Raw genomic sequence first — 24,001 nt, forward strand, 5'->3', positions numbered from 1 at the left:
TGATAAATGATAATAATTATTATTTAATCTTGGCAAATTTTATTTACACATAGTCGTTATGAAATCGTTAGATGTGAGTGCTTTTTTTGCTGCAAATTCCGTTTTACCTTTTAAGAATCGTTGGGCAGTAATGCCTTTACAAGCAAGTTTACCGTTGGGCCAAGATTTAATTGAAAAGCAGTGGCAAGATATTCAATTTTCTGAATTAAAAGGTAAAAAACGGTTAATTTATGTGCATGTGCCTTTTTGTGATATTCATTGTCAATTCTGTGGTTTTTATCAAAATCCATTACGTAAGCATAATACCGAAACCTATGTTGACTATCTTTTACAAGAGATATCGTTAGAAATTACCAATAATGCCATGCAATCGGCCCCGATTCATGCAATCTATTTTGGTGGCGGAACACCATCAGCGTTGAAGGCAGGTCAATTGGCTAGAGTCATTCGCTATTTTAAGCAATTTGCCCCCTTAGCGCCCGATTGTGAAATTACCGTAGAAGGGCGCATTTCTGATTTTGATGATGATCACATTGATAGTTATATTGAAGCTGGAGCTAATCGTTTTTCGATTGGTGTGCAAACTTTCGATACGGATATTAGGCAAAGATTAGGTCGTCAATCCTCTAAACAACAAATTATTGATGGCTTTGAGCGTATAGCCGCTCGAGATAGTGTCGCGTTAGTTTGTGATTTAATGTTTGGATTACCTAATCAAACTAATCAATCTTGGCAACAAGATTTAGAAATAGTCGATAATTTACCCATTGATGGGGTTGATCTGTATGCACTTAATTTACTACCAACCACTCCTTTAGCTAAGGGCGTTGAAAATAAACGTATTGAGCTACCTTCAGTTACTGATAAATGCGATCTATATCAACAAGGCGCAAAGTATCTTGAAAAACAAGGTTGGCATCATTTAACTAATGCTCATTGGTCTAAAACTAGTCGAGAACGTAATTTATATAATTTTCTGATAAAGCAAGGTTCTCATTTTTTTGCTTACGGCTCGTGTGCTGGTGGGCGGTTAGACGGGCAATCTTTTATGCTTAATCGTGATTTAGCAAGTTATTATGCGCAGCTCGATCAAGGTAAAAAACCATTAATGATGTTAACGGGTAAACCTTTAATTGGCGATTGGTTATATAAATTACAAGCAGGTATTGAAAAGGGTAGAATTGACCTAAATAGTTTAACCGATCATGCCGAATTATTCGATCCCTTAATTGAACAATGGCATCAAGTTGGTCTATTAAAAAATCAAGCTCATTGTTTGCAATTAACTTTATCAGGACGTTATTGGTCAAGTAATATTCTTCAAGCTTTACAGCAATTATTATTACAACTGAATAATCCAGAACATATTGAATTGCAACAAAAAATGGCAACGGCTAGACAGTCAATGAAAGCGATGCAGGGTATGTCTAAATCGGTTAATCATAAACAACATGTCTAAATAACATCACATCAATAAGGATACTTCTATGGTAGATAAACAAACACATTTAACTAACTTAGCAACTTATATGCAAACTAATCCAGAAGATTTGCTAGAAAAAATTGCACAAGACTATCAAGTTACTTTAACGCAAGTAATTCAAGCTATGCCAGAAGCTAAAATTGTTGATGGTGATCATTTCGATGCTATTTGGGACGAAGTAACAACTTGGGGTGATGTAATGTTTTTGATTCATACTGGCGATATTATTGCTGAAATTTCAGGTGAGCTACCGCCAGGCACACATAGTCAAAAATATTTTAATTTACGCCATCAAAAAGGGTTAAGTGGTCATATTAAAGCTGAACATTGTCAATATATTGCGTTTATTGAACGAAAATTTATGAAGATGTCGACAGCATCGATGATTTTTTTAAATCACTTGGGACAGTCAATGTTTAAAATATTTGTTGGTCGTGATGAAAATCATCAACTTAAAACCGATCAACTAGAAAAATTTAGAGCTTTGATGCAAAAATTCAATTAAAACATATTATGAAAACATTATTCATTTTTGGGGTGAGCCCAAATCAAGGTACGGGTTACCAACTATCACAGCTTGTAAGACAACGTCATCCTGACTGGCGTTGTATTGTATTAGTTAGGCATGCAGATTTTGCCAAACAACTATCGCAACAAGGCATTGAAACTTATGTCGGCGATGCAACGAATGCAACTTTGTTAAATACAATGTTTGAACATGCAGGTACTGACTCTGTTATTGTTTCAACTTTAGGTGGTGAAACGGGTAACTATACAGCACAGCGAATGATAATTGATTGTGCAGAGCAAGCGGCTATTACCAACATGGTTTTGGTCACTTCTTTAGGCTGTGGTGATTCGTGGAACACGTTATCTGCTAGGGCAAAACAAGCCTTTGGTTACGCCGTTCGAGAAAAATCATTAGCCGAAGTGTGGCTGCAAACAAGTTCATTGTCTTATTTGATTTTACGACCAGGTGGACTACGTGATGGCGACATTACTCATGGCGCGCAATGTTATTTTAATCAGGAAGTTCATGGTTTTATCCATCGAGCAGAGCTAGCTAATACGATTTTAACCAAAATAGAAAATAAGCAATTTGATAATTGTGCATATAGTGTTATCGATCCCCATCTAGCTTTTCATTCTTAATGTATTAAATATATATGATCAAATTGATATTATAAGTGAGGTAAGTTGGTGGGTAATGTTAGTCAACGAATAATATTATGGGCATTATTGATTATCCTTTGTGTGTTGATTATTTTTGCGGCAAACATTGGCGCACTCAAATTTCCCATTACCCAACTTGCAACAATGTCATTTGACGATCCGATATTAAATATTTGGCTCAATATTCGTTTACCCCGCATAATTTTAGCTGTTATTGTCGGAATGGCATTAGCCAGTTCAGGTGCGGTAATGCAAGGACTATTTAGAAATCCATTAGCAGATTCAGGCCTACTTGGAATTAGTAGTGGCGCAAGTTTAATGGTCGGATTGTCGATTTTATTTCCAACCATTTTTCCACCTATTATGATGCTTTACGGTAAGATGGTTGCCGCTTTTATCGGCAGTTTTTTTATTTGCTTGCTGATTTATCTTTATAGCCTAAACGAACAATGTAATTTAGCTAAAATGGTTTTATTAGGTGTAGCAATTAATGCAATTATTGCGGCTGTAATGGGCTGTTTAAGTTATGTTAGTGATGAATCTCAATTAAGACAATTATCTTTGTGGTCAATGGGACATTTAGGTAAAGGCTCTTGGGATTTGGTACTCGTTGCTATGTCTCTAATCATTCCAGCATTAATTTGCATTTTTAAACTTTCTTATCAACTTAATATTTTGCAGCTTGGCGATGAAGATGCGCACTATCTAGGTATTAATGTTCTTCGTATAAAACAATATTTATTATTACTTTGTGCATTATTAATAGGCACAGCTGTTGCCGTGAGCGGTATTATCGCTTTTGTTGGTTTAGTTGTTCCACATATGATTCGTTTACGAATGGGGGCCAATCATCAATGGTTACTGCCGGGTTCTGCACTTGGTGGCGCTTGCCTGTTATTATTAGCCGATACACTAGCTCGAACCTTGATTGCCCCAGCTGAAATACCAGTTGGACTGTTCACCAGCCTAATTGGTGGTCCCTACTTCCTTTGGCTGATTTTAAGACAGAAGTAACAGATGGAATTTGATTATGATGTTAATTGCAAATAATTTAACATTTGCTTATGGCAATAAATCTATAATTAATGAAGTTTCTTTGACCATTAATGCTGGTGAAATTGTCATTATTATCGGCCCTAATGGTGCGGGTAAATCGACTTTATTAAGGCTGTTAACGGGGTATCAGCAGCCATCATCTGGGGAATGTTTTTTACTTAATAAACCACTAAATCAATGGTCGGCAAAGCAGTTAGCGAAAGTTAGAACGGTAATGTTACAGCATAGTCAACTGACCTTTCCTTTTAGCGTTAAAGAAGTCGTTGCGATGGGGCGTGCACCTTATGGAAAAGATTATTTTAATCAAGCTATATTCGAAACCATGAAGCAAACTGATTGCTTACAATTAGCCGATCGCGATTATCGAAGTTTATCTGGTGGTGAACAGCAACGTGTTCAGTTAGCAAGAGTGTTAGCCCAGCTGTGGCAACCTACGCCAAAAGAAAAATTTCTGTTTTTAGATGAACCAACTTCAGCACTCGATTTATATCATCAACAGCATACTTTAAGGTTATTAAAAAAATTAGCCAAGCAACAAAATTTAGCTGTGTGTTGTATATTACATGATCTTAATTTAGCTGCTTTATATGCGGATAAAATTTTATTACTTAATCAAGGAAAGATAGTTGAACAAGGCACACCAGCAGAGGTGATAACTGTCAATAATATTAAACATTGGTATGGAGTTGAATTAGGCATATATCCGCATCCAATTAATCAAGTTGTTCCGCAAGTTTATTTAACACCCTGACTAGAAATAACTATTATTCATCACTGCATTTTATATTGGTTTAGGTATATAATTATCTAAAATTAATTTGCAGGTGTAGCTTATGGATCAACTCAACAACCCAAAATCAATTCCTGTTGCTCACTTATTGGCATCTCAGCCTATTTTTAGTTGTCAATTAGATGGCAAAGGCAAAGCTGTAAGCTTAGATGAAAGTAGTGAAGCATCCGTTGAAAAACCCTGTTGGATTCATTTAGATTTTGCTAAGCCTGAAACAATCAATTGGATACACTCAACTACGATCATTCCTGATTTAGTCAAAAGCGAGTTAATTAAACCTAATCAGATTTCGAAAGAAATTCGTTTTGATTCAGGTATTTTAGTTGTGCTAAAAGGGGTTAATTTCACACCAAATGAGTTGCCTGATCCGATTGTAACATTCCGCTTTTATATTATCGATAACTTAATTATTTCCTCCAGACATCAGCAAATTGATGCTATTTTTCAATTAAAAGATAATTTAGAAAAAGGGATAGGACCTGTCGATGTTGCCGATTGGTTGATTCAAGTTTCTGAGCTGATTAGTGATCAAGTTAATTTGTCTTTCGATAGTGTACACAACAAAATTATTAAACTTGAAGATTTAGTACTCAATCAGCATATTTTTTCCCATAAAGAGATAGGAAGAGTACGTAAACAATTGATTGTTTTACGTCGTTTATTATCGCCACAGCGGGATATTTTTGTAAAAATTTCAACAGAAAGAATATCTTGGATTGATGACAATGACCGCCAACGTTTGCATGATATTTCTAATCAGCAAAGTCATTATGTCTCTGATATTGACAGTTGTTTATTACGATTGGCATCAATTATGGAACAAATTAATAGCTTTTTGGCTGAATCTACCAATAAACGAATTTATTTAATGTCACTGTTTACCATTATTTTTACGCCAATTACATTTTTAACAAGCTTATTAGGCGTAAATTTAGCGGGTATTCCAATGAGTGAAAAGAGTTGGTCCTTTCTAGGTTTAGTGTTAATAATTATAGTGATTTGTATTGGTTCGGTAATATGGCTGAAATGCAAAAAATGGTGGTAAAACAGTGAACTTTTTAGTCAAACAGAGTAGATGATGGTGAACTTTCATATTGTTACCGATGTTAAAGCTATCAAGCCGTTATTTGAAAAATTTCATCAATCTCTTTTGCTGACTTATTGGCAAGGCAATATTGGTTATGCATACACAGATAACGCTTTACAACCGTATTCAGCAGTAGTGAGTGTCGGTTGTTTCTTTTTTTGTGCAGATTGCCCCAATCAGGATATGCTCAGCTATACTCCAACAATTTATAATAACAATTATTTTATTGTTATTGCAGATGATCAAATTTGGCAAAGTTTGATTGAACGGACATATCCCAGTAGTTATCAAAAATTAACCCGTTATAGTTTTTATTTTGAGCCATTATTTAAAGGTCAAATGCTACAAGCTATTGTTTCAAAATTATTTGAAGATTATCAACTAGAAGCAATTGATGAAAATAATTATCAACAGATTACATCGCTTGAATGGTCTAAGCATTTATGCAACAATTTTAACGCTTATTCTGCGTTGACAAAATATGGGTTAGGATGTGTTATTTTGAAAGATAACATTAATGTTTCTGGGGTGTCATCTTATTTGGCATATGATAATGGTATTGAAATAGAAGTCGACACACTAGCGCAACAAAGATGGAAAGGTCTTGGTTTGATTTGCTCAGCAAAGTTAATTTTAACCTGTCTGGTACGTCAGATATCACCCAAATGGGATGCGCATAACCATGCGTTTTTAAAAATGACAACTAAACTAGGCTTTAAACCAAATAAATCTTATCAAGCTTATACTATTTTGAATTCATGATTAATATAAATTATTATGCAATCTAATCAATTCTATCGTCTTTTTATCGCCGAAAAACCAAGTTTGGCAAGAGCTATTGCTGATGTGTTACCTAAGCCTCATCAAAAAGGTAATGGTTTTATTAAAGCCAGCAATGGGGATATTGTCAGTTGGTGTATTGGTCACTTATTAGAACAAGCTACTCCTGAAGCCTATGATCAACGTTATAAAAAATGGATTATCGCTGATTTGCCTATTGTGCCCGAAAAATGGATATTAACGCCAAAAAGTAGTACTGAAAAACAGTTCACTATATTGGTCGATTTGATTAAATCAGCCGGTCAAATAGTGCATGCCGGCGACCCCGATAGAGAGGGGCAATTACTGGTTGATGAAGTGCTCAATTATTGTCAATTATTACCAGAAAAACGTAAAACCATTCAACGTTGTTTGATTAGTGATTTAAATGCTAGTGCTGTAGAAAAATCGTTGGAACAGTTACGTAGCAACCAAGATTTTATTCCTTTATCGACCTCGGCATTAGCTAGGGCTCGAGCTGATTGGCTTTATGGGATTAATATGAGCCGATTGTGTACTATAGCTGGGCAACGAAATGGTTACCGAGGTGTATTATCAATTGGGCGTGTACAAACGCCTGTATTAGGTTTAGTGGTAAGGCGTGATTTAGATATTGAACAGTTTGTTCCTAAATCTTTTTATGAAGTCTATGCCGTTTTAGAAACCAAACATAAAGAGATCTTTAAAGCCAAATGGCAACCAAGTGAAGCTTGTTCCCCTTATCAAGATGAGGAGGGGCGAATATTAGTTAAAAAATTGGCTGAGAACGTTTGTCAAAGAATAAAAAACCAAACAGGCATTATCGATAAAGTAAGTAATAAAAAGAAAGAGTTAGCTCCACCACAGCCATTTAATTTATCTGCTTTACAAATTGAGATGGCTAAAAAAAATGGATTAAGTGCTCAAGAAGTATTAGATATTTGCCAATCTTTATATGAAAAACATAAATTAATTACCTATCCAAGATCTGATTGTCGATTTTTACCCCAAGATCATCTAAAGCAAATTAATGGTGTAAAATCTGCTATCGAAAATAATTGCCCACAACTGCAAACTGCTGTGGATAATGCTAATTTTACTTTACGTTCCAAAGCTTGGAATGATAAAAAAGTCGAAGCTCACCATGCCATTATTCCTACTTTACGCAAAGTCTCAATGAATAATTTATCAGAGCATGAAAAATCGGTTTATCAAGTTATTGCAACTCAGTATCTGGCTCAATTTTATCCGGCTTATAAATATGCAGAATTACAAATTGATGTTGATATTGAAGGTGGTAAATTTATTGCGAAGGCTAATCAAATGATTGATGAGGGATGGAAAGTATTATTCAGCAATAAAAATAGTCAAAATGATGGGGAATTAGAGAGTAGTGAAAATAGCCCTTTATTAACTAAATTAGTAAAAAAAGGTGATAGCGTTCAGTGTATTGATGCTGAACTGGTGGACAAACAAACTGTGCCACCAAGGCCATTTACTGATGCCACATTGCTTTCTGCTATGACCGGTATTGCGCGATTTGTCAAAGATCCAGAGGTAAAAAAAATATTGCGTGAGACAGATGGATTAGGCACTGAAGCAACTAGAGCCGGCATCATTGAACTTTTATTTAAGCGTCAGTTTTTAACTCGACAAGGTAAATCTATTCGATCAACGCAAGTTGGCCGAAATTTGATACTTTCAATCCCAGAAACAATGTCTATGCCAGATATGACGGCCCATTGGGAATTACAATTAGATCAAATAAGTAAAAAGGAATTTTCTTATCAGGAATTTATGTGCCAACTAAATTCATCACTGGTGAATTTAGTTGAGCAACTCAGAAATAGTCGATTAAATATTCAATCTTAATTTTCTTGATTTAAAAATGATACTTAAATCCGGTTATTTGTCAGTGTGACATGTTATTACTTATTTTTAATTCTTGTTATCGCTCTCTTGCTCATTTTGGACAAAAACTTGCTCGGCAATGGATATATTGATTTTCTGATCATCTTCAATAATAACGGCAAGTTGGTGATTGGCTCGATTAAGGAAATCGTTATCCTTAAGAATCAATCTAAGCATATTGAGTCTTTTTATTACAGGCACAATAAATTGGCTAATAATAATTGTGATGATAAAAATGGTTAATATAGCAATGATTACACTGATAATTTCAGGTGATTTAAAAATAGTGTTGAGATTAGATAGTACAAAAATAATAGCAATAACAGCAGCTATACAGCTCACAACAAATTCTTTAACGAGAAAAAGTTTTAAAGGGTAAATTTTATTTTTCTCAATAGCAAAGTATTGGGTTAATGAATTTAACTGTGTTAAATCAATAATGTTGTAAATATCGCTATTGATTAAGGATATAGCAATTCTCTCCTTGTTACGATTACCTGAACGATAAAAACAAACTTTTTCCCAGAGTAATTTCTTTTTAATATTGTTTAAATAGTCTTTTTGATATTGTGGCTGTGGTGTTTTTTCTAAAATATCAGTGTACTTAATAATATTTTCAAAATAGTTGCTTTTAGGTTTTTTTTTGAAAACAAACGCAATTATTGATAGCGCAAAAATAACGATTAAGTTGAGCCAATTATCATTAAATAATGTACTAAATTCCATTCTATTTACCCTAGTTTAAACAGTTATCTTATTGTAACGGATTATGGATAAAACGTGTATCAATTCTACACTAAAATTGTTGCAGTTAAGACAATAAGTGCTGTTTTTAAGCGTTCAAAGCCATTATTTGCCATAATAGGTTGACTTCTTTTTTTTAAAAGCGTATAACTTGCCCGCCTTTGGGCTTTTCTTACTTTTTTAACTATTAGGTGGTTAAAAATGAGGGTTAGGGAAAGTTGAAACGCAAAGGGTTTAGTTCAGTTTACAGGAGAAATATGGACGCTCATTCGGGTCACCCCAACAGCTGGGGAGACAAATTAAAACAAATTACCATCGGTTAATGACCTGTCTAAATATTCATTTTTTCAGTTCACAAGCCGAAAATTGATAAACGGTAACGGTGAACGATATGCATTTTTCTACACGCTATCACATAAATTCAAAACATCATTGCGCACATACACATATGCTATGTGTTTTATATCTTTCTGAAAAACATTTAGAACCACCGAGTTGTATCTAATACACATTTAATTTTCTTAAAACTAATAGATTTTTGCGGCATACCTATCTACAAGGTTAGTTTTGCTATGCAATAAATTTATGGTTATTCACAAATTTTGATTGTCTGTAGTTGATTTGCCAACTAGATGACGGGATCTTTTTGTCAAAAAATGATGAGTGAAGGTACAAAAGATGACAAAGCATATATCAAATATAAATAACAAAAATCAAGTCGGTGTGAAAGCAATTAAAGAGGCTCAAAATAGTCTTGAAACTATTTTATCCAAATATCAAACCAGCCTCTCAGGCTTAACGCAAGAAAATGCGAAAGAACGAATCGAACAATATGGAAAAAATGAAGTCGCACGAGAAAAAGTTCCCTCTTTTATTGTGCAATTATTGATGGCCTTTAATAATCCTTTTATTTTTGTGTTACTAATTTTAGCCATTGTCAGTTTTGTTACTGATTATTGGCTACCTTTACAAAAAGGCGAAGAAACCGACCTAACAAGTATTATTATCATATTAACGATGGTGACACTCAGTGGTTTATTACGATTTTGGCAAGAGTTTAGATCGAATAAAGCAGCGGAAGCATTAAAATCGATGATTCGCACAACCGCTACCGTGTTAAGGCGTCCACATAAAGATATGAATCCTGAGCATTACGAAATTCCGTTAAATGAAATCGTGCCAGGAGATATTGTTTATTTGTCGGCTGGTGACATGATACCAGCTGATATTCGATTAATTGAGTCTCGCGATTTATTTGTGAGTCAAGCGGTGTTAACCGGTGAATCAATTCCCGTTGAAAAATACGATACATTAGGCGCCGTTTCACAAAAAAATAGTGATCAGATTAATCAAACAGATATCTCTAAAGATAATATTCTTGATGTGAACAATGTTTGCTTTATGGGTACCAATGTGGTGAGTGGTACGGCTAAAGCAATTGTTGTAGCTACTGGAGCAGATACCCACTTTGGTTCATTGGCTAAATCTATTGTTGGTTCTCGCGCTGAAACCTCATTTGACCGAGGTGTGAATAGTGTAAGTTGGTTACTGATTCGTTTTATGCTGATTATGGTACCAATTGTCCTTTTAATAAACGGGTTTTCAAAAGGAGATTGGGGCGAAGCTACACTATTTGCATTAGCTGTTGCTGTCGGGTTAACGCCAGAAATGTTACCAATGATTGTTAGTGCAAATCTAGCTAAAGGTGCGGTTGGCATGGCAAAACGAAAAGTGGTGGTGAAACGTTTAAATGCTATTCAAAACTTTGGGGCGATGGATATTTTATGTACAGATAAAACAGGTACATTAACACAAGATAAAATCATTTTAGAACATCACTTAGACATCAATGGGCAAGTTGATCCATCTGTTTTACAACTGGCATGGCTTAATAGTTACTATCAAAGTGGGATGAAAAACTTGATGGATAAAGCAATCATTCGTTTTGCTGAAGAAAAAACCAGTGTTAAAAAAGTGGGTGTTGGCCTTTATAAAAAAATTGATGAATTACCGTTTGATTTTGTCCGTCGACGTTTATCTGTAGTGGTGCAAAATGCTGATGATAGTCATTTAATGATTTGTAAAGGGGCAGTTGAAGAGATGCTGTCTATTTCGAGTTATGTTTATGAAAATGGTGAATATTTACCATTAGACGATAATCGCAAACAAGCGCTGATTGAACTTGCTCATAATTATAATAAAGATGGATTTAGAGTATTAGCTGTTGGCGTGAAAAATATTGCCGCAGGTGAAACAAAAAATCAATACAATGTGCAAGATGAAAAAGCATTAGCAATTCGTGGCTTTTTGACATTTTTAGATCCACCTAAAGAGAGTGCATATGAAGCTATTTCTGCATTAAATGAACATGGTGTTGGCGTTAAAGTTCTAACTGGTGACAATGAAATCATCACGATTAAAGTATGCCGAGAAGTTGGCTTAGAACCGGGTATACCTTTACTTGGTAACGACATTGAAAAAATGAGTGACGCTGAGTTAAAAGAGCAAATTGAGCAACGCACTATTTTTGCTAAGTTGACTCCATTACAAAAATCTCGAATCATTAGATTATTACAAAGTAATGGTCATACTGTCGGATTTTTAGGTGATGGTATTAATGATGCGCCAGCGTTGAGAGATGCAGATGTTGGTATTTCAGTGGACACAGCTACTGATATCGCGAAAGAGTCAGCTGATATCATTTTGCTTGAAAAAAGCTTGCTTGTACTAGAAGAAGGTGTAATTTGCGGACGCGAAACTTTCGGTAATATTATGAAATACCTAAATATGACCGCAAGTTCTAACTTTGGTAACATCTTCTCTGTATTAGTGGCTAGTGCGTTTCTACCATTTTTACCAATGCTGGCGATTCATTTGCTTATCCAAAACTTATTATATGATATCTCACAACTATCATTACCTTGGGATAAGATGGATGAAGAGTTTTTACAAAAACCTCGTAAATGGGATGCGTTAAATATTAGACGCTTTATGATTTGGATTGGGCCAACATCGTCTATTTTTGATATTACCACTTATGCACTTATGTGGTTTGTGTTTAGTGCTAATAGTATTGAAGCACAGGCTTTATTCCATTCTGGTTGGTTTATAGAAGGGTTGCTTTCTCAAACGCTTGTTGTTCATATGCTTAGAACGCAAAAAATTCCTTTTGTACAAAGTACTGCCACTTTCCCTGTGATAGTAATGACATTATTTATTATGGCTATTGGTATTTATATACCTTTTTCACCGCTAGGGGGGCTAATCGGACTTGAGCCTTTACCGTGGACATATTTTCCTTGGTTAATTGCAACGCTTCTTAGTTATTGTTGTGTGGCTCAACTAATGAAACGCATCTATATAAAGCGTTTTGGTCAATGGTTTTAATATATTATGTCAATATAAGTGATGTAAGTGTTACATCACTTATAAAATCAATTCAATTAAGTCATGTAAAGGCTAAATACTTGTCGTTTGCAACTATAAACACAAAAGTTGATTTTTTAAATAAAACCACTATATTATAAAAAATAGGTTATATAACAATAATAAGAAGGAAATATAAATGAAGACACCACATAAAAATTCAATTATGCTAATTAAAAGCCGTAAACAGAAAAAAAACACAAGAACAATTGGTGAAAAGTAGCTAGTTATATCGTAGATAGTATTGTAATAAACCCCAGAATCTGGGGTTTATTTTTCAAGTTCAACAATCGATTATTCGAATAATACATGACAATTTGCTACTCAGACGCCTTTTTTAGTATTTCATAAAGTTCATCTTTTAATTTTAATTTTTGTTTTTTCAATGTTTCTAACATTTCAGATGTATCGACAGCGATGCCTGATTCAATGTTTTTAATTTTTTGATCTAATTCATTATGCTCATCAAATAATTTTTGAAAGTGTAAATCAGTGCTTTTTAATTTTGAGATTAATTCTCGATATTCAGGGAACATAGTAACTCCTTATTTCTACTTGATATAATAATAGCAGTTAATGCTGTTTCAGCTTACAATATTCTTAGTTGTTTTAATAGCAATTTTTATGAGGATTAATCCATGAGTGAATCGATTGTTATTGCAAAAAGTGATAGTAAAGATTTGTCTATTCTTGCTTCAATGGCAAATCGACATGGTTTGATAACAGGCGCGACTGGAACAGGTAAAACGGTCACATTACAAAAAATGGCTGAGAGCTTTTCACAAATTGGTGTGCCGGTTTTTTTAGCCGATGTTAAAGGTGATTTAACAGGTATTGGCGAAAAAGGGGTTTTAACGCCTAAATTGCAAGCGCGCTTAGATAATATTCACGTTTCAAATTGGACCCCCGATTTTTGTCCTATAGAATTATGGGATGTTTTTGCTCAGAAGGGGATACCTGTTCGCAGTACTGTTTCTGATATCGGACCGATTCTGCTAGCAAGATTATTAAATCTTAATGAAACCCAAGCGGGCGTTTTACAGCTTATTTTTAAAATTGCTGATGATAACGGTTTACTTTTAATTGATTTTAAAGATCTACGTTCACTGATTCAGTTTATTGGCGATAATGCGAAAAAATTTACAACTCAATATGGTAATATTTCTGCATCCTCAATTGGTGCTATTCAGCGTAGTTTATTGACACTTGAGCAACAAGGTGCAGAATTTTTCTTAGGAGAACCTATGCTTGAGATTGCAGATCTAATGCAAATCAATGATCAAGGTCGTGGCGTTGTTAATATTTTGTCTGCAGAAAAATTATATAATTCGCCAAAACTCTATTCGGTGTTTTTATTATGGCTGCTATCAGAACTTTTTGAGCATCTGCCCGAAGTTGGCGATCTTGAAAAGCCTAAACTTATCTTCTTTTTTGATGAAGCGCATCTACTATTTAATGATACTTCACCGGCATTACTAGAAAAAATAGAGCAAGTGGTGCGCTTGATTCGTTCTAAAGGCGTTGGCGTTTATTTTGCGACACAAAATCCTACCGATATTCCCGATACAGTACTTAGTCAATTAGGTAATCGAGTGCAACATGCATTACGTGCATTTACCCCTAAAGATCAAAAAGCTGTTAAGACTGCCGCACAAACAATGCGAGCTAATCCAAGTTTTGACACAGAAAAAGCAATTATGGAACTAGGAGTAGGGGAAGCATTGATCTCGTTTCTCGATGAGAAAGGCCGTCCTAATATGGTGGAACGTGCATTTGTTATTGCACCTTGTTCACAAATGGGTCCTATGCCAGAAGATAAACAAGTCGCCATCATCCATGAATCACCATTCTATAAAAAATATTCGCAAACATTCGATCGAGAGTCTGCTTATGAAAAAATTCAGGCTGGTTTCAGCTTTAATAATTCAACTACCAGCCAATCAGAATCTAAACAACAAGGTGATCAAGCTGGAGAAAACCAACAAAACCATGGTGGCATAATGGATTTGCTTAGTTCTTTAATTTTTGGTAGCAAAGGGCCAAGAGGTGGGCAACACGATGGATTAGCGCAGCAAGTCGTTAAAAGTGCAACCAGACAAGTTGTTAATCAAATTGGCAAACAAATTACCCGTGGGATTTTGGGTGGATTTAAAAAATAACTAAACTAAAAACGATGATTGGATACAATTAGAAAGCAAAATTAGGAGTATTTGCATGTTAAAGCTGTTTATTGAGTGGTATAAAAGGCGATTTAGTGATCCTCATGTTGTTTCATTAATGGCTGTGATCATTTTTCTTTTTTTTATCATCTATTTTTTCAATAAAATATTATTACCAATTTTAATTGCTATCGTGCTTTCTTATTTACTTAATACACCTGTCAATTATCTGAATAAAAGAAAGGTCCCAAGAACATTAGCGGTTATCATTGTCCTACTTGTTTTTATTTTGATCGTTTTAGCTGGATTTATGATCTTAGTTCCTTTAGTTTGGCAACAAGGTGTGAGTCTTATTACCAATATTCCAAATATGTTGAATTTTACTAATAACTTTCTCACTTCATTGCCACAACATTATCCTGAATTGATCGATGTCGGACTATTTGATTCAATTATTCAAGGTATTACTAATAAGTTTGTACAAACAGGTAATTCATTATTGCAGTTTTCAATAGTGTCGTTATTCGGGTTGGTATCGGTAGTTATTAATGCAGTATTGGTACCTATTATGATGTTTTTTCTATTAAAAGATAAAACTAAAATATGGGGATACTGTTCTAAAATTTTACCAAGAAATCGTAGCATTTTAAATCAAGTTGCTGCTGAAATGGATTTGCAAATATCTAACTATATTGTAGGTAATGTGTTACATATTATTATTTTAGCGGTGTGTGTTTATATTCCTTTTTGGTACTTTGGTTTAGATTATGGTTTATTGCTAGCGGTAATTGTTGGTCTTTCAGTTTTAGTACCTTATATAGGTATTATTATTTCAAGTATTCCAGTTGTTTTAATTGCTCTTTTCCAATGGGGCATTAGTGCTGAATTTGGGTATTTGATTTTCTTTTATGTTTTAATTCAAGCATTAGATGGTAATTTGCTTGTGCCATGTCTATTTTCTGAAAAACTTAATCTTCATCCTTTAGTCATTATTGTAGCTGTAATAGTATTTGGTGGATTATGGGGATTTTGGGGAATATTTTTTGCTATACCTTTAGCGACGTTAGTCAAAGCTATTATTAATGCCTGGCCAAAAACAGAAGAATTAAATACGAATGAAGTAAAACAAGAGAAAGCAGATTAATGATTTAATCTGCTTTTTAAATTATTGAGCGTGGTTTTTAAGGTAATCTAAAACCACTTCGTGATGGTTGCTAGTTTTGAAATCATTAAAGACTTTTTCAATCTTGCCATCTTTACTAATTAAAAAACTAATACGGTGTATACCATCGTATTTTTTACCCATAAACTCTTTTTCACCCCACGTACCAAAAGCTTGGCAAACTTCATGATTTTCATCAGAAAGCAACGTAAAGTTTAATAATTCTTTTTCAGCAAATCGTGATAATTTTTCTGGCTTATCAGTACTAATTCCAATTATCACCACATTGTATTTTTTAAACTCATCTATAGCATCACGTAAATTACATGCTTGTACTGTACAACCGGGTGTCATCGCCTTTGGATAAAAATAAATCAAAATACGTTGACCTTTAAAATCTTTCGAACTTATTAATTCTCCATCTTGATCTGGTAGCGAAAACTGAGGTGCTTTTTCACCTTCTTTTAGTGGATTAACCATATGTTTGTTACCTATGTTAATAGTTTAATATTTTCATTGATAGTAGTATTAATACTCTTTGTTTTTTTGTTTGCTAATGCTGCTAAAAAAACGCGTTGCTGCATCGATGGTTTTATTGATTTCTGTATTAGAATGCTTAAGTGACATAAATCCAGCTTCGAAGGCCGAAGGAGCGAAATAGATGCCTTCTTCGAGCATATAATGATAGAATTTTTTGAATAATTCAATATCACAATTCATTACATCTTGATAAGTGGTTACTTCATCAGCAGTTGTAAAAAATAATCCAAACATTGCGCCAACATGATTGACGACTAAAGGAATATCGTATTGTTTTGCAGCCGACAATAAGCCATTTGCTAGCGTCGTTGTTTTTTCATCAAGATCATCATAAATACCGACATCGGTTAACTTGGTTAAGGTAGTAAATCCTGCTGCCATCGCTACTGGATTACCAGACAGTGTTCCTGCTTGGTAAATTGGTCCTGTCGGTGCAAGTTGATTCATTATTTCTGCACGACCACCAAATGCACCAACGGGCATTCCTCCACCAATAATTTTGCCTAAGCAAGTTAGATCTGGCGTTACACCGTAATAATCTTGCGCACCACCAAGTGCAACTCTAAAACCAGTCATGACTTCATCAATAATTAATAAACTATTGTATTGATTACAAAGATCTCGAAGGCCTTGTAAAAATGCTTTGTTGGCGGGTATACAGTTCATATTTCCTGCAACCGGTTCAACAATTATGGCGGCAATTTCATTAGGGTATTGTTCAAATTGTTTTTTTACTGATTCAAGACAATTATAATCACATACAAGTGTATGCTTAACAAAATCCTTTGGAACACCAGGGGAAGTCGGATGACCAAATGTAAGCGCTCCAGAACCTGCTTTTACAAGCAAATAATCGGCATGTCCATGGTAGCACCCTTCAAATTTGATAATTTTATCTCGACCGGTAAAACCTCGAGCAAGACGAATAGCGCTCATTGTGGCTTCAGTTCCAGAATTCACCATTCGTAGCATTTCTATCGAAGGTATCAGTTCGGTGACAAGCGTTGCTAATTTAGTTTCAATCTCGGTTGGTGCACCAAAACTTAATCCGTTGTGTACCGCATGGATAACGGCATTAGCAACATCTGGATCGTTATGACCCAAAATCATTGGCCCCCATGAACCAACATAATCGATATAGGCCTTGTTATCGACATCATAAATATAAGCGCCATTGGCTCGCTCAATAAATAGCGGTGTACCTCCAACGCCATTAAATGCTCGAACCGGTGAGTTAACCCCACCTGGCATAACCGACATGGCTTGCTTGTAACATTTTTCAGATTTGAATTTATTTATCATAATCATGTTTTTTTGATAAAAATTAGTTGCAGTATTTATTCATAAAATTAACTTAAATTCAAGATGATTAGTATAAATTTATCTAATAGCAGTTTCCATTTTGTATTTTGTGGTAGCAAAGGTATATAATAAGAACAATTAAATTAGGAGAAAAAAATGAGCGATGCTTTACCGATTAACTTTACAGATGCTGCAGCAAATAAAGTCAAATCATTAGTAACAGAAGAAGAAAACCCGAATCTTAAATTAAGAGTATATATTACAGGTGGTGGTTGTAGTGGCTTTCAATATGGTTTTACCTTTGATGAAAAAGTCAACGAAGATGATCTAGCCATCGAAAAAAATGGTGTTTCATTGGTGATTGATCCTATGAGCCTGCAATATCTTGTTGGTGGTACTATTGATTATGTTGAAGGCTTACAAGGCTCACGCTTTGTTGTTGATAACCCGAACGCAACAACTACATGTGGCTGTGGTTCATCGTTTAGTGTTTAAATTTTAATTATTCTTTATCCATTTTATTTTGTCAGGTTGAATTAAATAATTTCTAATGAGTAAAATTGTTCATTTTTAATGTAGAAGATTAAATATTCTTTAAAAAAGTGACAAACATTGAGCAGTTGATCAATTATTTTGATTTTTTTGTTGACGTTAAAATTAAGATGGGTAAAATGCACAGCATTCAAAACGCACTTACGTTTAAGTAATTAGTTTTGAGCCCGGGTGGTGAAATCGGTAGACACAAGGGATTTAAAATCCCTCGGCCTTTTTGGTCGTGCGAGTTCAAGTCTCGCCCCGGGCACCATTTAAAGCACATCTTATGCGGGAATAGCTCAGTTGGTAGAGCGCAACCTTGCCAAGGTTGAGGTCGCGAGTTCGAACCTCGTTTCCCGCTCCAAATACGAATTTTTATCTATTAAGCAATCAGAAAACATAAGTTAAAATAGTACTTAATATTTCTTCTTTTATTCGAAGCGTTTAAAAAAAACAACTCAAATAAATTTAATGCTAACTTTATTATTAAATTTTAAGCCAGTATAAAATTCTAATTAATGAAGTTTAGGTAATCGGTTGTTATAAGTTTCTGCTTATGTAAAATTTAGCAAGAAACTTATAAACTTAGTGGTAAGAAATAATTATGCCTGTGTATGATTAAACGTTAATAGATTATCGTTTATTTTTTTCGTTCATTAAAAACTTGATGGGCCGTTTTTAATGCACTGGTGACTTTAGGAAAGCCAACATAAGGCAAGCAATGCACACAAATATCTAAAACCTGCTCTTCTGTTAATCCGGCATTAAGTCCTCCATGAATATGCATTTTTAATTCATCTTCAACACATCCTTGCGTGATTAACGAAGAAATAGTGATTAACTGTTTATGTTGTAAAGATAAACTCTTTCTACTATAGATATCACCATAAGCAAAATCACAGATATATTCATCAAATTTAGGTGCGAGTTTAGCATTTTGTGTTAGTCCATTTGCACCTAATTCACCGTATAGTTGTTCAATATTGTTAAGTCCGTTTTTATGTCTTGATTGAGTCATTTAAATACTCCTTTTAATCTTCATTATTTAATTGATAAGGGATTTTTTGTCTTTTTTATCATGTATGAAAGATTTTTGACAATTTAATTGTTCACCAGTTAGTTTATCGCCTACTTACACTTAATACTGCTTAGCGCTATTTAATGTGTCTAAATCTATCATTGTACATCCATTTTATTTATTTTTTATGATCTATCGCAAGGTAATATTGATAAATTGCGATTTTGATGTTACTGATTTATTCGATCGTTAGTTTATTTAGGTTAAGTATTGTTTGTATTGGATACAAGCTTAGAAGTTACTATTTTTGGGTTACTGAAGATTTTTAATATCCTTATAGGGTGATGTACCAAATAAACGTTTATACTCCCGATTAAATTGCGTTTGACTTTCATAACCGACCTCAAGTCCGGCACTATTAGCATGATAATTTTCTGACAACATTAAACGACGAGCTTCATAAAGACGTAATTGTTTTTGATATTGTAATGGGCTTAACGTGGTCACCTGTTTAAAATGACGATGAAACGTCGCTAATGACATATTGGCTTTTTCGGCTAAAGCTTCAACAGTGATGGGTTGTTTATAGTGATTTTTTAGCCAATCAATTGTTGAGGCAATTTGATGGCTTTGTGTGCCTTTTGTATTGATAGAACGCAAGTGTTGCCCGAAAGGTCCAATAAGCAGTAAATAATGGATTTCTTTGATAATCATTGGGGCTAATATCGAAATTTGTTCAGGTTTATCAAGTAATTGGATCAATCGAAAAAAAGCAGTAAGTATGTCTAATTCAACTTTTTTTATACTAATTCCTTTGAAAGGAATGGCTTTAATATTGGCTAACTGTGGATACTCAGTGATGAGTTGGTTGATAATTTGCGTATTAAGGTATAAGGCAAGGGATAAAAACGGTTCTGTTTGCGATGCAATTGTTATAGAGTTTACTGCTGGAATATCAACTGAGGTAACGAGATAATCGCCTTCACCATAAATGTGTTGTTCGGTTCCAATTAACGAGCGTTTACTCCCTTGAATAATAATAGATACTAGTGGTTGGTAGAAGCAGTTTTCGTTATAATCTGTCATGTCACGGCGATAAATACCCAAACCATTTATCGCAGTAGGGTAGTCACCCGCAGTTTGAGCCCAACGTAACATATGTTGTTTTACTTGCTGATTTATTGTGGTAAGTTCACTGTTTAGATCGCTTCTTTTCATTAGATTTCCTTAACATTCACCCAAACATAGTTAGAACTATTTTAAAGTTTATCAGTAAAAATAATATTGTAACTGAAATTATTAGGCAAGAATTTAATAGAATTGTGTCTATTGATAATTAATTGATATGTTTATAGTAACGCATAGATAATCTTTAATTAACTAATGGGATTGTTATGAGAAAATTATCAATAACATTATTAATCACAACAATGATTGTGACTTGTTTTTCAATCCGAATTTATGCTAAGGAGAATAATGCTATGTCGCAAAAAGTTACCAAAAATGGTGCACAGGCTTCCATCAAAGGTTCAGATAAATTTTTTACAGGTGATGTAAGAATCGATCCTCTATTTCCTGCTACGAGTCCATCTCGGACCTCTGGCGCTTATGTGACGTTTGAACCTGGTGCTCGTTCAGCATGGCATACTCATCCATTAGGACAAACTTTAGTCGTCACTTCCGGTGTTGGCTTTACTCAAGAATGGGGCGGTCCTATTGTCGAAATTCATCCTGGTGATGTAATTACTTGCCCACCGGGTGTAAAACATTGGCATGGTGCATCACCACACAATGCTATGACTCATCTTTCCGTGGTTGAGGAACTCGATGGTAAAAATGTTGAATGGTTAGAAAAAGTGACCGATGAACAATATTACGATAAAAAATAATTATTAAGCAAATAGTGAAGTTAACTTATTAATTTGCATTTTTAATCAATATTTATACTGTTAGTTTATACGTAATTTTTTAAGTATAAAAGTGGTCGTATGGTAGTCACTTTTATCTCGCTGAGCTTGTTTTAGCAGGAAACCCTATGCAAAAAATAGTTCGTGTAGTTATTTCTTTTTTTATGATATGGAGTTTATCAACAATTTGTGAGGCATCAACTATGGATAACCATCAATTAACCGTAAAACAACAATTTATTATTCCTATTGCAGCCTTTACCGCTCAGGGTGATATGCCAAAGCTAAAAGTGTCATTAATAGAAGGATTAGATAATGGTTTAACGATAAACGAAATTAAAGAAGTACTTGTTCAAATGTATGCTTACACTGGCTTTCCGCGTAGTTTAAATGCTATTGGAACTTTTAAGCAACTTTTGGATGAACGTCATCAAAACGGCATTATAGATGTGATGGGGAAAGAGCCTGATCCCTTACCCACCGATAAAACCAGTCTGCAGTTAGGTACCGAGATTCAAACTTATTTAGTCGGACAACCTGTTTCTGGCGGCTTGATGGATTTTGCTCCCGCAATTAATCAGTTTTTAAAAGCTCACTTATTTGGTGATATTTTTGGACGTAATAATATTGATTATCAAAGCCGTGAAATTGCAACTATTGCTGCATTAGCGAGCCTTGGTGGTGTTGACAGTCAACTTCAATCACACATACATATGGCAATGAATATAGGTTTAACTCACGATCAAATTCGTGAACTTAGAGATATCTTGCAATCTAAAGTTGGTAATGAGCAAGCTGATGCATTAGCTCAGGCATTCGTCAATGTTTTGAAATAAACAGGCGTTAAGGAGACAAATAATGAAGCAAAATTCACAAAAGGTTATTGTCATAACAGGTGCATCGAGTGGTATTGGTGAAGCTACAGCTAAATTACTTGCAGTCCAAGGTAATAAAATTGTATTAGGCGCAAGGCGTAAAGATAAACTTGAGAAAATCGTTGCTGAGATCTCCGCTGCTGGTGGCATTGCGACTTATCAATTAACGGATGTGACAAAACGAAATGACGTTGATATGTTAGCGAAAAAAGCGCTGGATGAATATGGTCAAATTGATGTTTGGATCAATAATGCCGGTTTAATGCCACAATCAACTTTTGATAAATTAAAAGTCGATGAATGGGAAAAAATGATCGATGTTAATATTAAAGGTACTTTATATGGCATTGCCGCAGCATTATTACCGATGCGACAAAAGAAACAAGGTCATTTTATTAATATTTCATCTATAGCTGGGCATTTAACTCATCCTGGCGGTGGTGTTTATAGCGCAACAAAATCAGCGGTGTTAGCTATTAGCGATAGTTTACGGCAAGAAGAAGCCTTGGCAAAGAGTAATATACGAGTCAGTGTAATATCACCCGGCGCAATTGCAACTGAGCTTACTCATACTATTACCGACCAAGATATTAAGCCCGCTATTGATAAACTTTATCAACAAGTCGCTATTGCTCCAGAACGCATTGCTCAAGTGATTGCTTTTACTATTAATTCACCTGTAGATACTACTTTAAATGAGATTATCATTCGTCCTAGTTGTCAGCAAGTTTAGCTAAGTTAACAGGCTATTTTTTAATATGGATTTTACTCTTTAAATAAAATTAAAAAGATTAAAATCCATCTTTCCAATCAGTTCGACTTTTAGTTGTATAAAAAGTAGGTTTGAATTCAATTTGATAGTTGATTTTCTCTTTTTAATAAAGGCATATAAACAAATAGCGCAGTGATCAATATAAATGTTGCAAATGTATAGGCTTTGGATTGTCCATTCATTTTATTAGCCCACATTGAAAAATATTCCCCTCCAATGACAGCAAAACCAAAGTACCAAATTAAAATCGCTAGTGTTGCTCCGACTAAATAAATCACTTGTCCATTCACAAATCGAGATTTGTTGATTGATGCAAACATATAAAGTGAAGCAAATAGACAGACTAAACCAGTAATTAATTCACCTATAATTATTACCCAGTATCCAATTAAATGGAGCGTTGTATTACTGATTGCTCGAGACGTCATAGCGGGGCTTCCCGAAAAAAATGGTTCCATACTATCCATCGATAATACACTTTTTACAAAAGCATAGTTAGTATTAAAATCAACAATATTGTCATACCCAACCAATATACAAAAAAAGCCAACAGTAAAGGCAATTGTTGCTTTTGAAAGTTGTTGAATCGCAATCAAATTTAATAAGTTTTTCACATCCAAATCCATTTAATATTCATTAAAATTTGTCAATTACACGCTGTTATTGACGCCAGAACATTACAATTTACACTTAGCTAAGTGACAAATCAATACGCACAAATGATTTAGTGACCAGCTTGAAATGTACTCCGATTAATCAGTGAAATATTATCTGGTATTGAAAATAAAATAATGAATAAAAATTGAAATTTAAAAAGTTTTAGAATTAAAAAATATGTTTTATAAAATAGTTAGTGATTAATCATCTCAAATTAAAGAGTGAATTGAATTTACCTCTCTTATCAATAGAAACTATGTCAGTATGAAATAGCTTTGTATTTAAGTATTGACAAACTTGTTAGCTGTTTTAATAGGGTTTCGGTCAGTGAGATAATAATTAATATTCTGTAGGATATGATAGTCATCTTGAGATTTATTAAGCACTAGTCCGAATTTTAATAGATGTCGAGCTTTACTTACAAGCAGCTAATAACATTAATGAGCTTTGTTATGTGTCAAATTAGTTTATTATATTTATTATGCATGATTAACTGTTGCTTAAAATAAATATGCTAGCGGATTTTGTTAAACGATCGTTGTTATTTTGTCGATAGGCTATTTTCATAAAAATGAAGAGTAAGCCGTTGATAGAAACATTTCAATAA

Annotated in this window: 21 protein-coding genes, 2 tRNA genes and 1 pseudogene; 17 read left to right on the plus strand and 7 right to left on the minus strand. The window is 34.2% G+C overall.

The genetic code is table 11. The features are described from left to right. Positions 1-58: 58 nt before the first annotated feature. The 8 genes and pseudogenes from hutW to A9G09_RS00725 form a co-directional block, all read left to right on the plus strand. A pseudogene (gene hutW / locus A9G09_RS00690) lies at positions 59-1,342 on the plus strand (heme anaerobic degradation radical SAM methyltransferase ChuW/HutW); the annotation flags it as partial. A gap of 145 nt (positions 1,343-1,487) precedes the next feature. Continuing rightward, the gene (gene hutX / locus A9G09_RS00695; RefSeq protein WP_065633005.1) at positions 1,488-1,988 is read left to right on the plus strand and encodes a heme utilization cystosolic carrier protein HutX; all 501 of its coding nucleotides are present in this window, start codon (positions 1,488-1,490) and stop codon (positions 1,986-1,988) included. A gap of 8 nt (positions 1,989-1,996) precedes the next feature. Further along, on the plus strand, positions 1,997-2,635 hold the full coding sequence (locus tag A9G09_RS00700; protein WP_065633006.1) for an NAD(P)H-binding protein: 639 nt from the start codon (positions 1,997-1,999) through the stop codon (positions 2,633-2,635). Positions 2,636-2,680: 45 nt separating this feature from the next. After that, positions 2,681-3,670, plus strand: a complete 990-nt coding sequence (locus tag A9G09_RS00705) for an iron ABC transporter permease (RefSeq protein ID WP_065633007.1) — start codon at positions 2,681-2,683, stop codon at positions 3,668-3,670. A gap of 16 nt (positions 3,671-3,686) precedes the next feature. Further along, positions 3,687-4,463: a heme ABC transporter ATP-binding protein gene (locus tag A9G09_RS00710; RefSeq protein WP_065633008.1), complete on the plus strand. Its 777-nt coding sequence runs from the start codon at positions 3,687-3,689 to the stop codon at positions 4,461-4,463. Positions 4,464-4,545: 82 nt separating this feature from the next. Further along, a complete protein-coding gene (gene zntB, locus A9G09_RS00715) occupies positions 4,546-5,547 on the plus strand; it encodes a zinc transporter ZntB (RefSeq protein WP_065633009.1) in 1,002 nt (333 codons plus the stop codon). A 30-nt stretch (positions 5,548-5,577) separates the two neighbouring features. Beyond that, positions 5,578-6,351: a GNAT family N-acetyltransferase gene (locus A9G09_RS00720; RefSeq protein ID WP_081297415.1), complete on the plus strand. Its 774-nt coding sequence runs from the start codon at positions 5,578-5,580 to the stop codon at positions 6,349-6,351. A gap of 15 nt (positions 6,352-6,366) precedes the next feature. Then, positions 6,367-8,259 (plus strand): DNA topoisomerase III, encoded by a 1,893-nt coding sequence (locus tag A9G09_RS00725; RefSeq protein WP_065633010.1) that lies wholly within the window; start codon positions 6,367-6,369, stop codon positions 8,257-8,259. Between the two features lie 66 nt (positions 8,260-8,325). Here the strand turns inward: A9G09_RS00725 and A9G09_RS00730 are convergent, their stop codons facing one another. Further along, the gene (locus A9G09_RS00730) at positions 8,326-9,024 is read right to left on the minus strand and encodes a hypothetical protein (RefSeq protein WP_065633011.1); all 699 of its coding nucleotides are present in this window, start codon (positions 9,022-9,024) and stop codon (positions 8,326-8,328) included. 696 nt (positions 9,025-9,720) lie between these two features. Here A9G09_RS00730 and mgtA point away from each other — a divergent pair. Continuing rightward, positions 9,721-12,429, plus strand: coding sequence for a magnesium-translocating P-type ATPase (gene mgtA / locus A9G09_RS00735; RefSeq protein WP_065633012.1), 2,709 nt, complete (start codon positions 9,721-9,723; stop codon positions 12,427-12,429). A 359-nt stretch (positions 12,430-12,788) separates the two neighbouring features. Here the strand turns inward: mgtA and A9G09_RS00740 are convergent, their stop codons facing one another. Next, entirely contained in the window at positions 12,789-13,004 is a 216-nt protein-coding gene (locus tag A9G09_RS00740; protein WP_065633013.1) for a YdcH family protein, read from the minus strand. 102 nt (positions 13,005-13,106) lie between these two features. On the opposite strand from A9G09_RS00740, the gene A9G09_RS00745 reads away from it, so the two are divergent. Continuing rightward, positions 13,107-14,627 (plus strand): helicase HerA-like C-terminal domain-containing protein, encoded by a 1,521-nt coding sequence (locus A9G09_RS00745; RefSeq protein WP_065633014.1) that lies wholly within the window; start codon positions 13,107-13,109, stop codon positions 14,625-14,627. A 55-nt stretch (positions 14,628-14,682) separates the two neighbouring features. Beyond that, positions 14,683-15,771, plus strand: a complete 1,089-nt coding sequence (locus tag A9G09_RS00750; protein ID WP_065633015.1) for an AI-2E family transporter — start codon at positions 14,683-14,685, stop codon at positions 15,769-15,771. Between the two features lie 21 nt (positions 15,772-15,792). On the opposite strand, the gene bcp is transcribed toward A9G09_RS00750, so the two are convergent. Both bcp and hemL read right to left on the minus strand, forming a co-directional pair. Further along, positions 15,793-16,269, minus strand: coding sequence for a thioredoxin-dependent thiol peroxidase (gene bcp, locus A9G09_RS00755; RefSeq protein ID WP_065633016.1), 477 nt, complete (start codon positions 16,267-16,269; stop codon positions 15,793-15,795). Positions 16,270-16,317: 48 nt separating this feature from the next. Then, positions 16,318-17,631, minus strand: coding sequence for a glutamate-1-semialdehyde 2,1-aminomutase (gene hemL, locus A9G09_RS00760; protein ID WP_065633031.1), 1,314 nt, complete (start codon positions 17,629-17,631; stop codon positions 16,318-16,320). 156 nt (positions 17,632-17,787) lie between these two features. Between hemL and erpA the strand changes: the two genes are divergently transcribed. From erpA to A9G09_RS00775, 3 genes are all read left to right on the plus strand, one after another. Then, positions 17,788-18,126, plus strand: coding sequence for an iron-sulfur cluster insertion protein ErpA (gene erpA, locus A9G09_RS00765; RefSeq protein ID WP_034914816.1), 339 nt, complete (start codon positions 17,788-17,790; stop codon positions 18,124-18,126). A gap of 222 nt (positions 18,127-18,348) precedes the next feature. Next, positions 18,349-18,436, plus strand: a tRNA-Leu gene (locus tag A9G09_RS00770). A 17-nt stretch (positions 18,437-18,453) separates the two neighbouring features. Continuing rightward, positions 18,454-18,529: transfer RNA gene (locus A9G09_RS00775), tRNA-Gly, on the plus strand. A 276-nt stretch (positions 18,530-18,805) separates the two neighbouring features. Here A9G09_RS00775 and A9G09_RS00780 read toward each other — a convergent pair. Both A9G09_RS00780 and A9G09_RS00785 read right to left on the minus strand, forming a co-directional pair. After that, positions 18,806-19,183, minus strand: a complete 378-nt coding sequence (locus A9G09_RS00780) for a carboxymuconolactone decarboxylase family protein (protein WP_065633017.1) — start codon at positions 19,181-19,183, stop codon at positions 18,806-18,808. Positions 19,184-19,495: 312 nt separating this feature from the next. Beyond that, positions 19,496-20,401, minus strand: a complete 906-nt coding sequence (locus A9G09_RS00785; RefSeq protein WP_065633018.1) for an AraC family transcriptional regulator — start codon at positions 20,399-20,401, stop codon at positions 19,496-19,498. 212 nt (positions 20,402-20,613) lie between these two features. On the opposite strand from A9G09_RS00785, the gene A9G09_RS00790 reads away from it, so the two are divergent. The 3 genes from A9G09_RS00790 to A9G09_RS00800 all read left to right on the plus strand — a co-directional run bounded on the left by A9G09_RS00790 (position 20,614) and on the right by A9G09_RS00800 (position 22,698). Beyond that, complete coding sequence (locus tag A9G09_RS00790) at positions 20,614-21,072, plus strand: cupin domain-containing protein (RefSeq protein WP_065633032.1); 459 nt, start codon at positions 20,614-20,616, stop codon at positions 21,070-21,072. Between the two features lie 146 nt (positions 21,073-21,218). Further along, complete coding sequence (locus A9G09_RS00795; RefSeq protein WP_065633019.1) at positions 21,219-21,926, plus strand: carboxymuconolactone decarboxylase family protein; 708 nt, start codon at positions 21,219-21,221, stop codon at positions 21,924-21,926. Positions 21,927-21,948: 22 nt separating this feature from the next. Beyond that, positions 21,949-22,698: an SDR family oxidoreductase gene (locus tag A9G09_RS00800; RefSeq protein ID WP_065633020.1), complete on the plus strand. Its 750-nt coding sequence runs from the start codon at positions 21,949-21,951 to the stop codon at positions 22,696-22,698. A 116-nt stretch (positions 22,699-22,814) separates the two neighbouring features. Here the strand turns inward: A9G09_RS00800 and A9G09_RS00805 are convergent, their stop codons facing one another. Beyond that, positions 22,815-23,351, minus strand: a complete 537-nt coding sequence (locus A9G09_RS00805) for a DUF2165 domain-containing protein (RefSeq protein WP_218056769.1) — start codon at positions 23,349-23,351, stop codon at positions 22,815-22,817. Positions 23,352-24,001 lie beyond the last annotated feature (650 nt).

This window comes from Gilliamella sp. wkB292 (genome assembly GCF_001690235.1).
Taxonomy (GTDB): domain Bacteria; phylum Pseudomonadota; class Gammaproteobacteria; order Enterobacterales; family Orbaceae; genus Gilliamella; species Gilliamella apicola_F.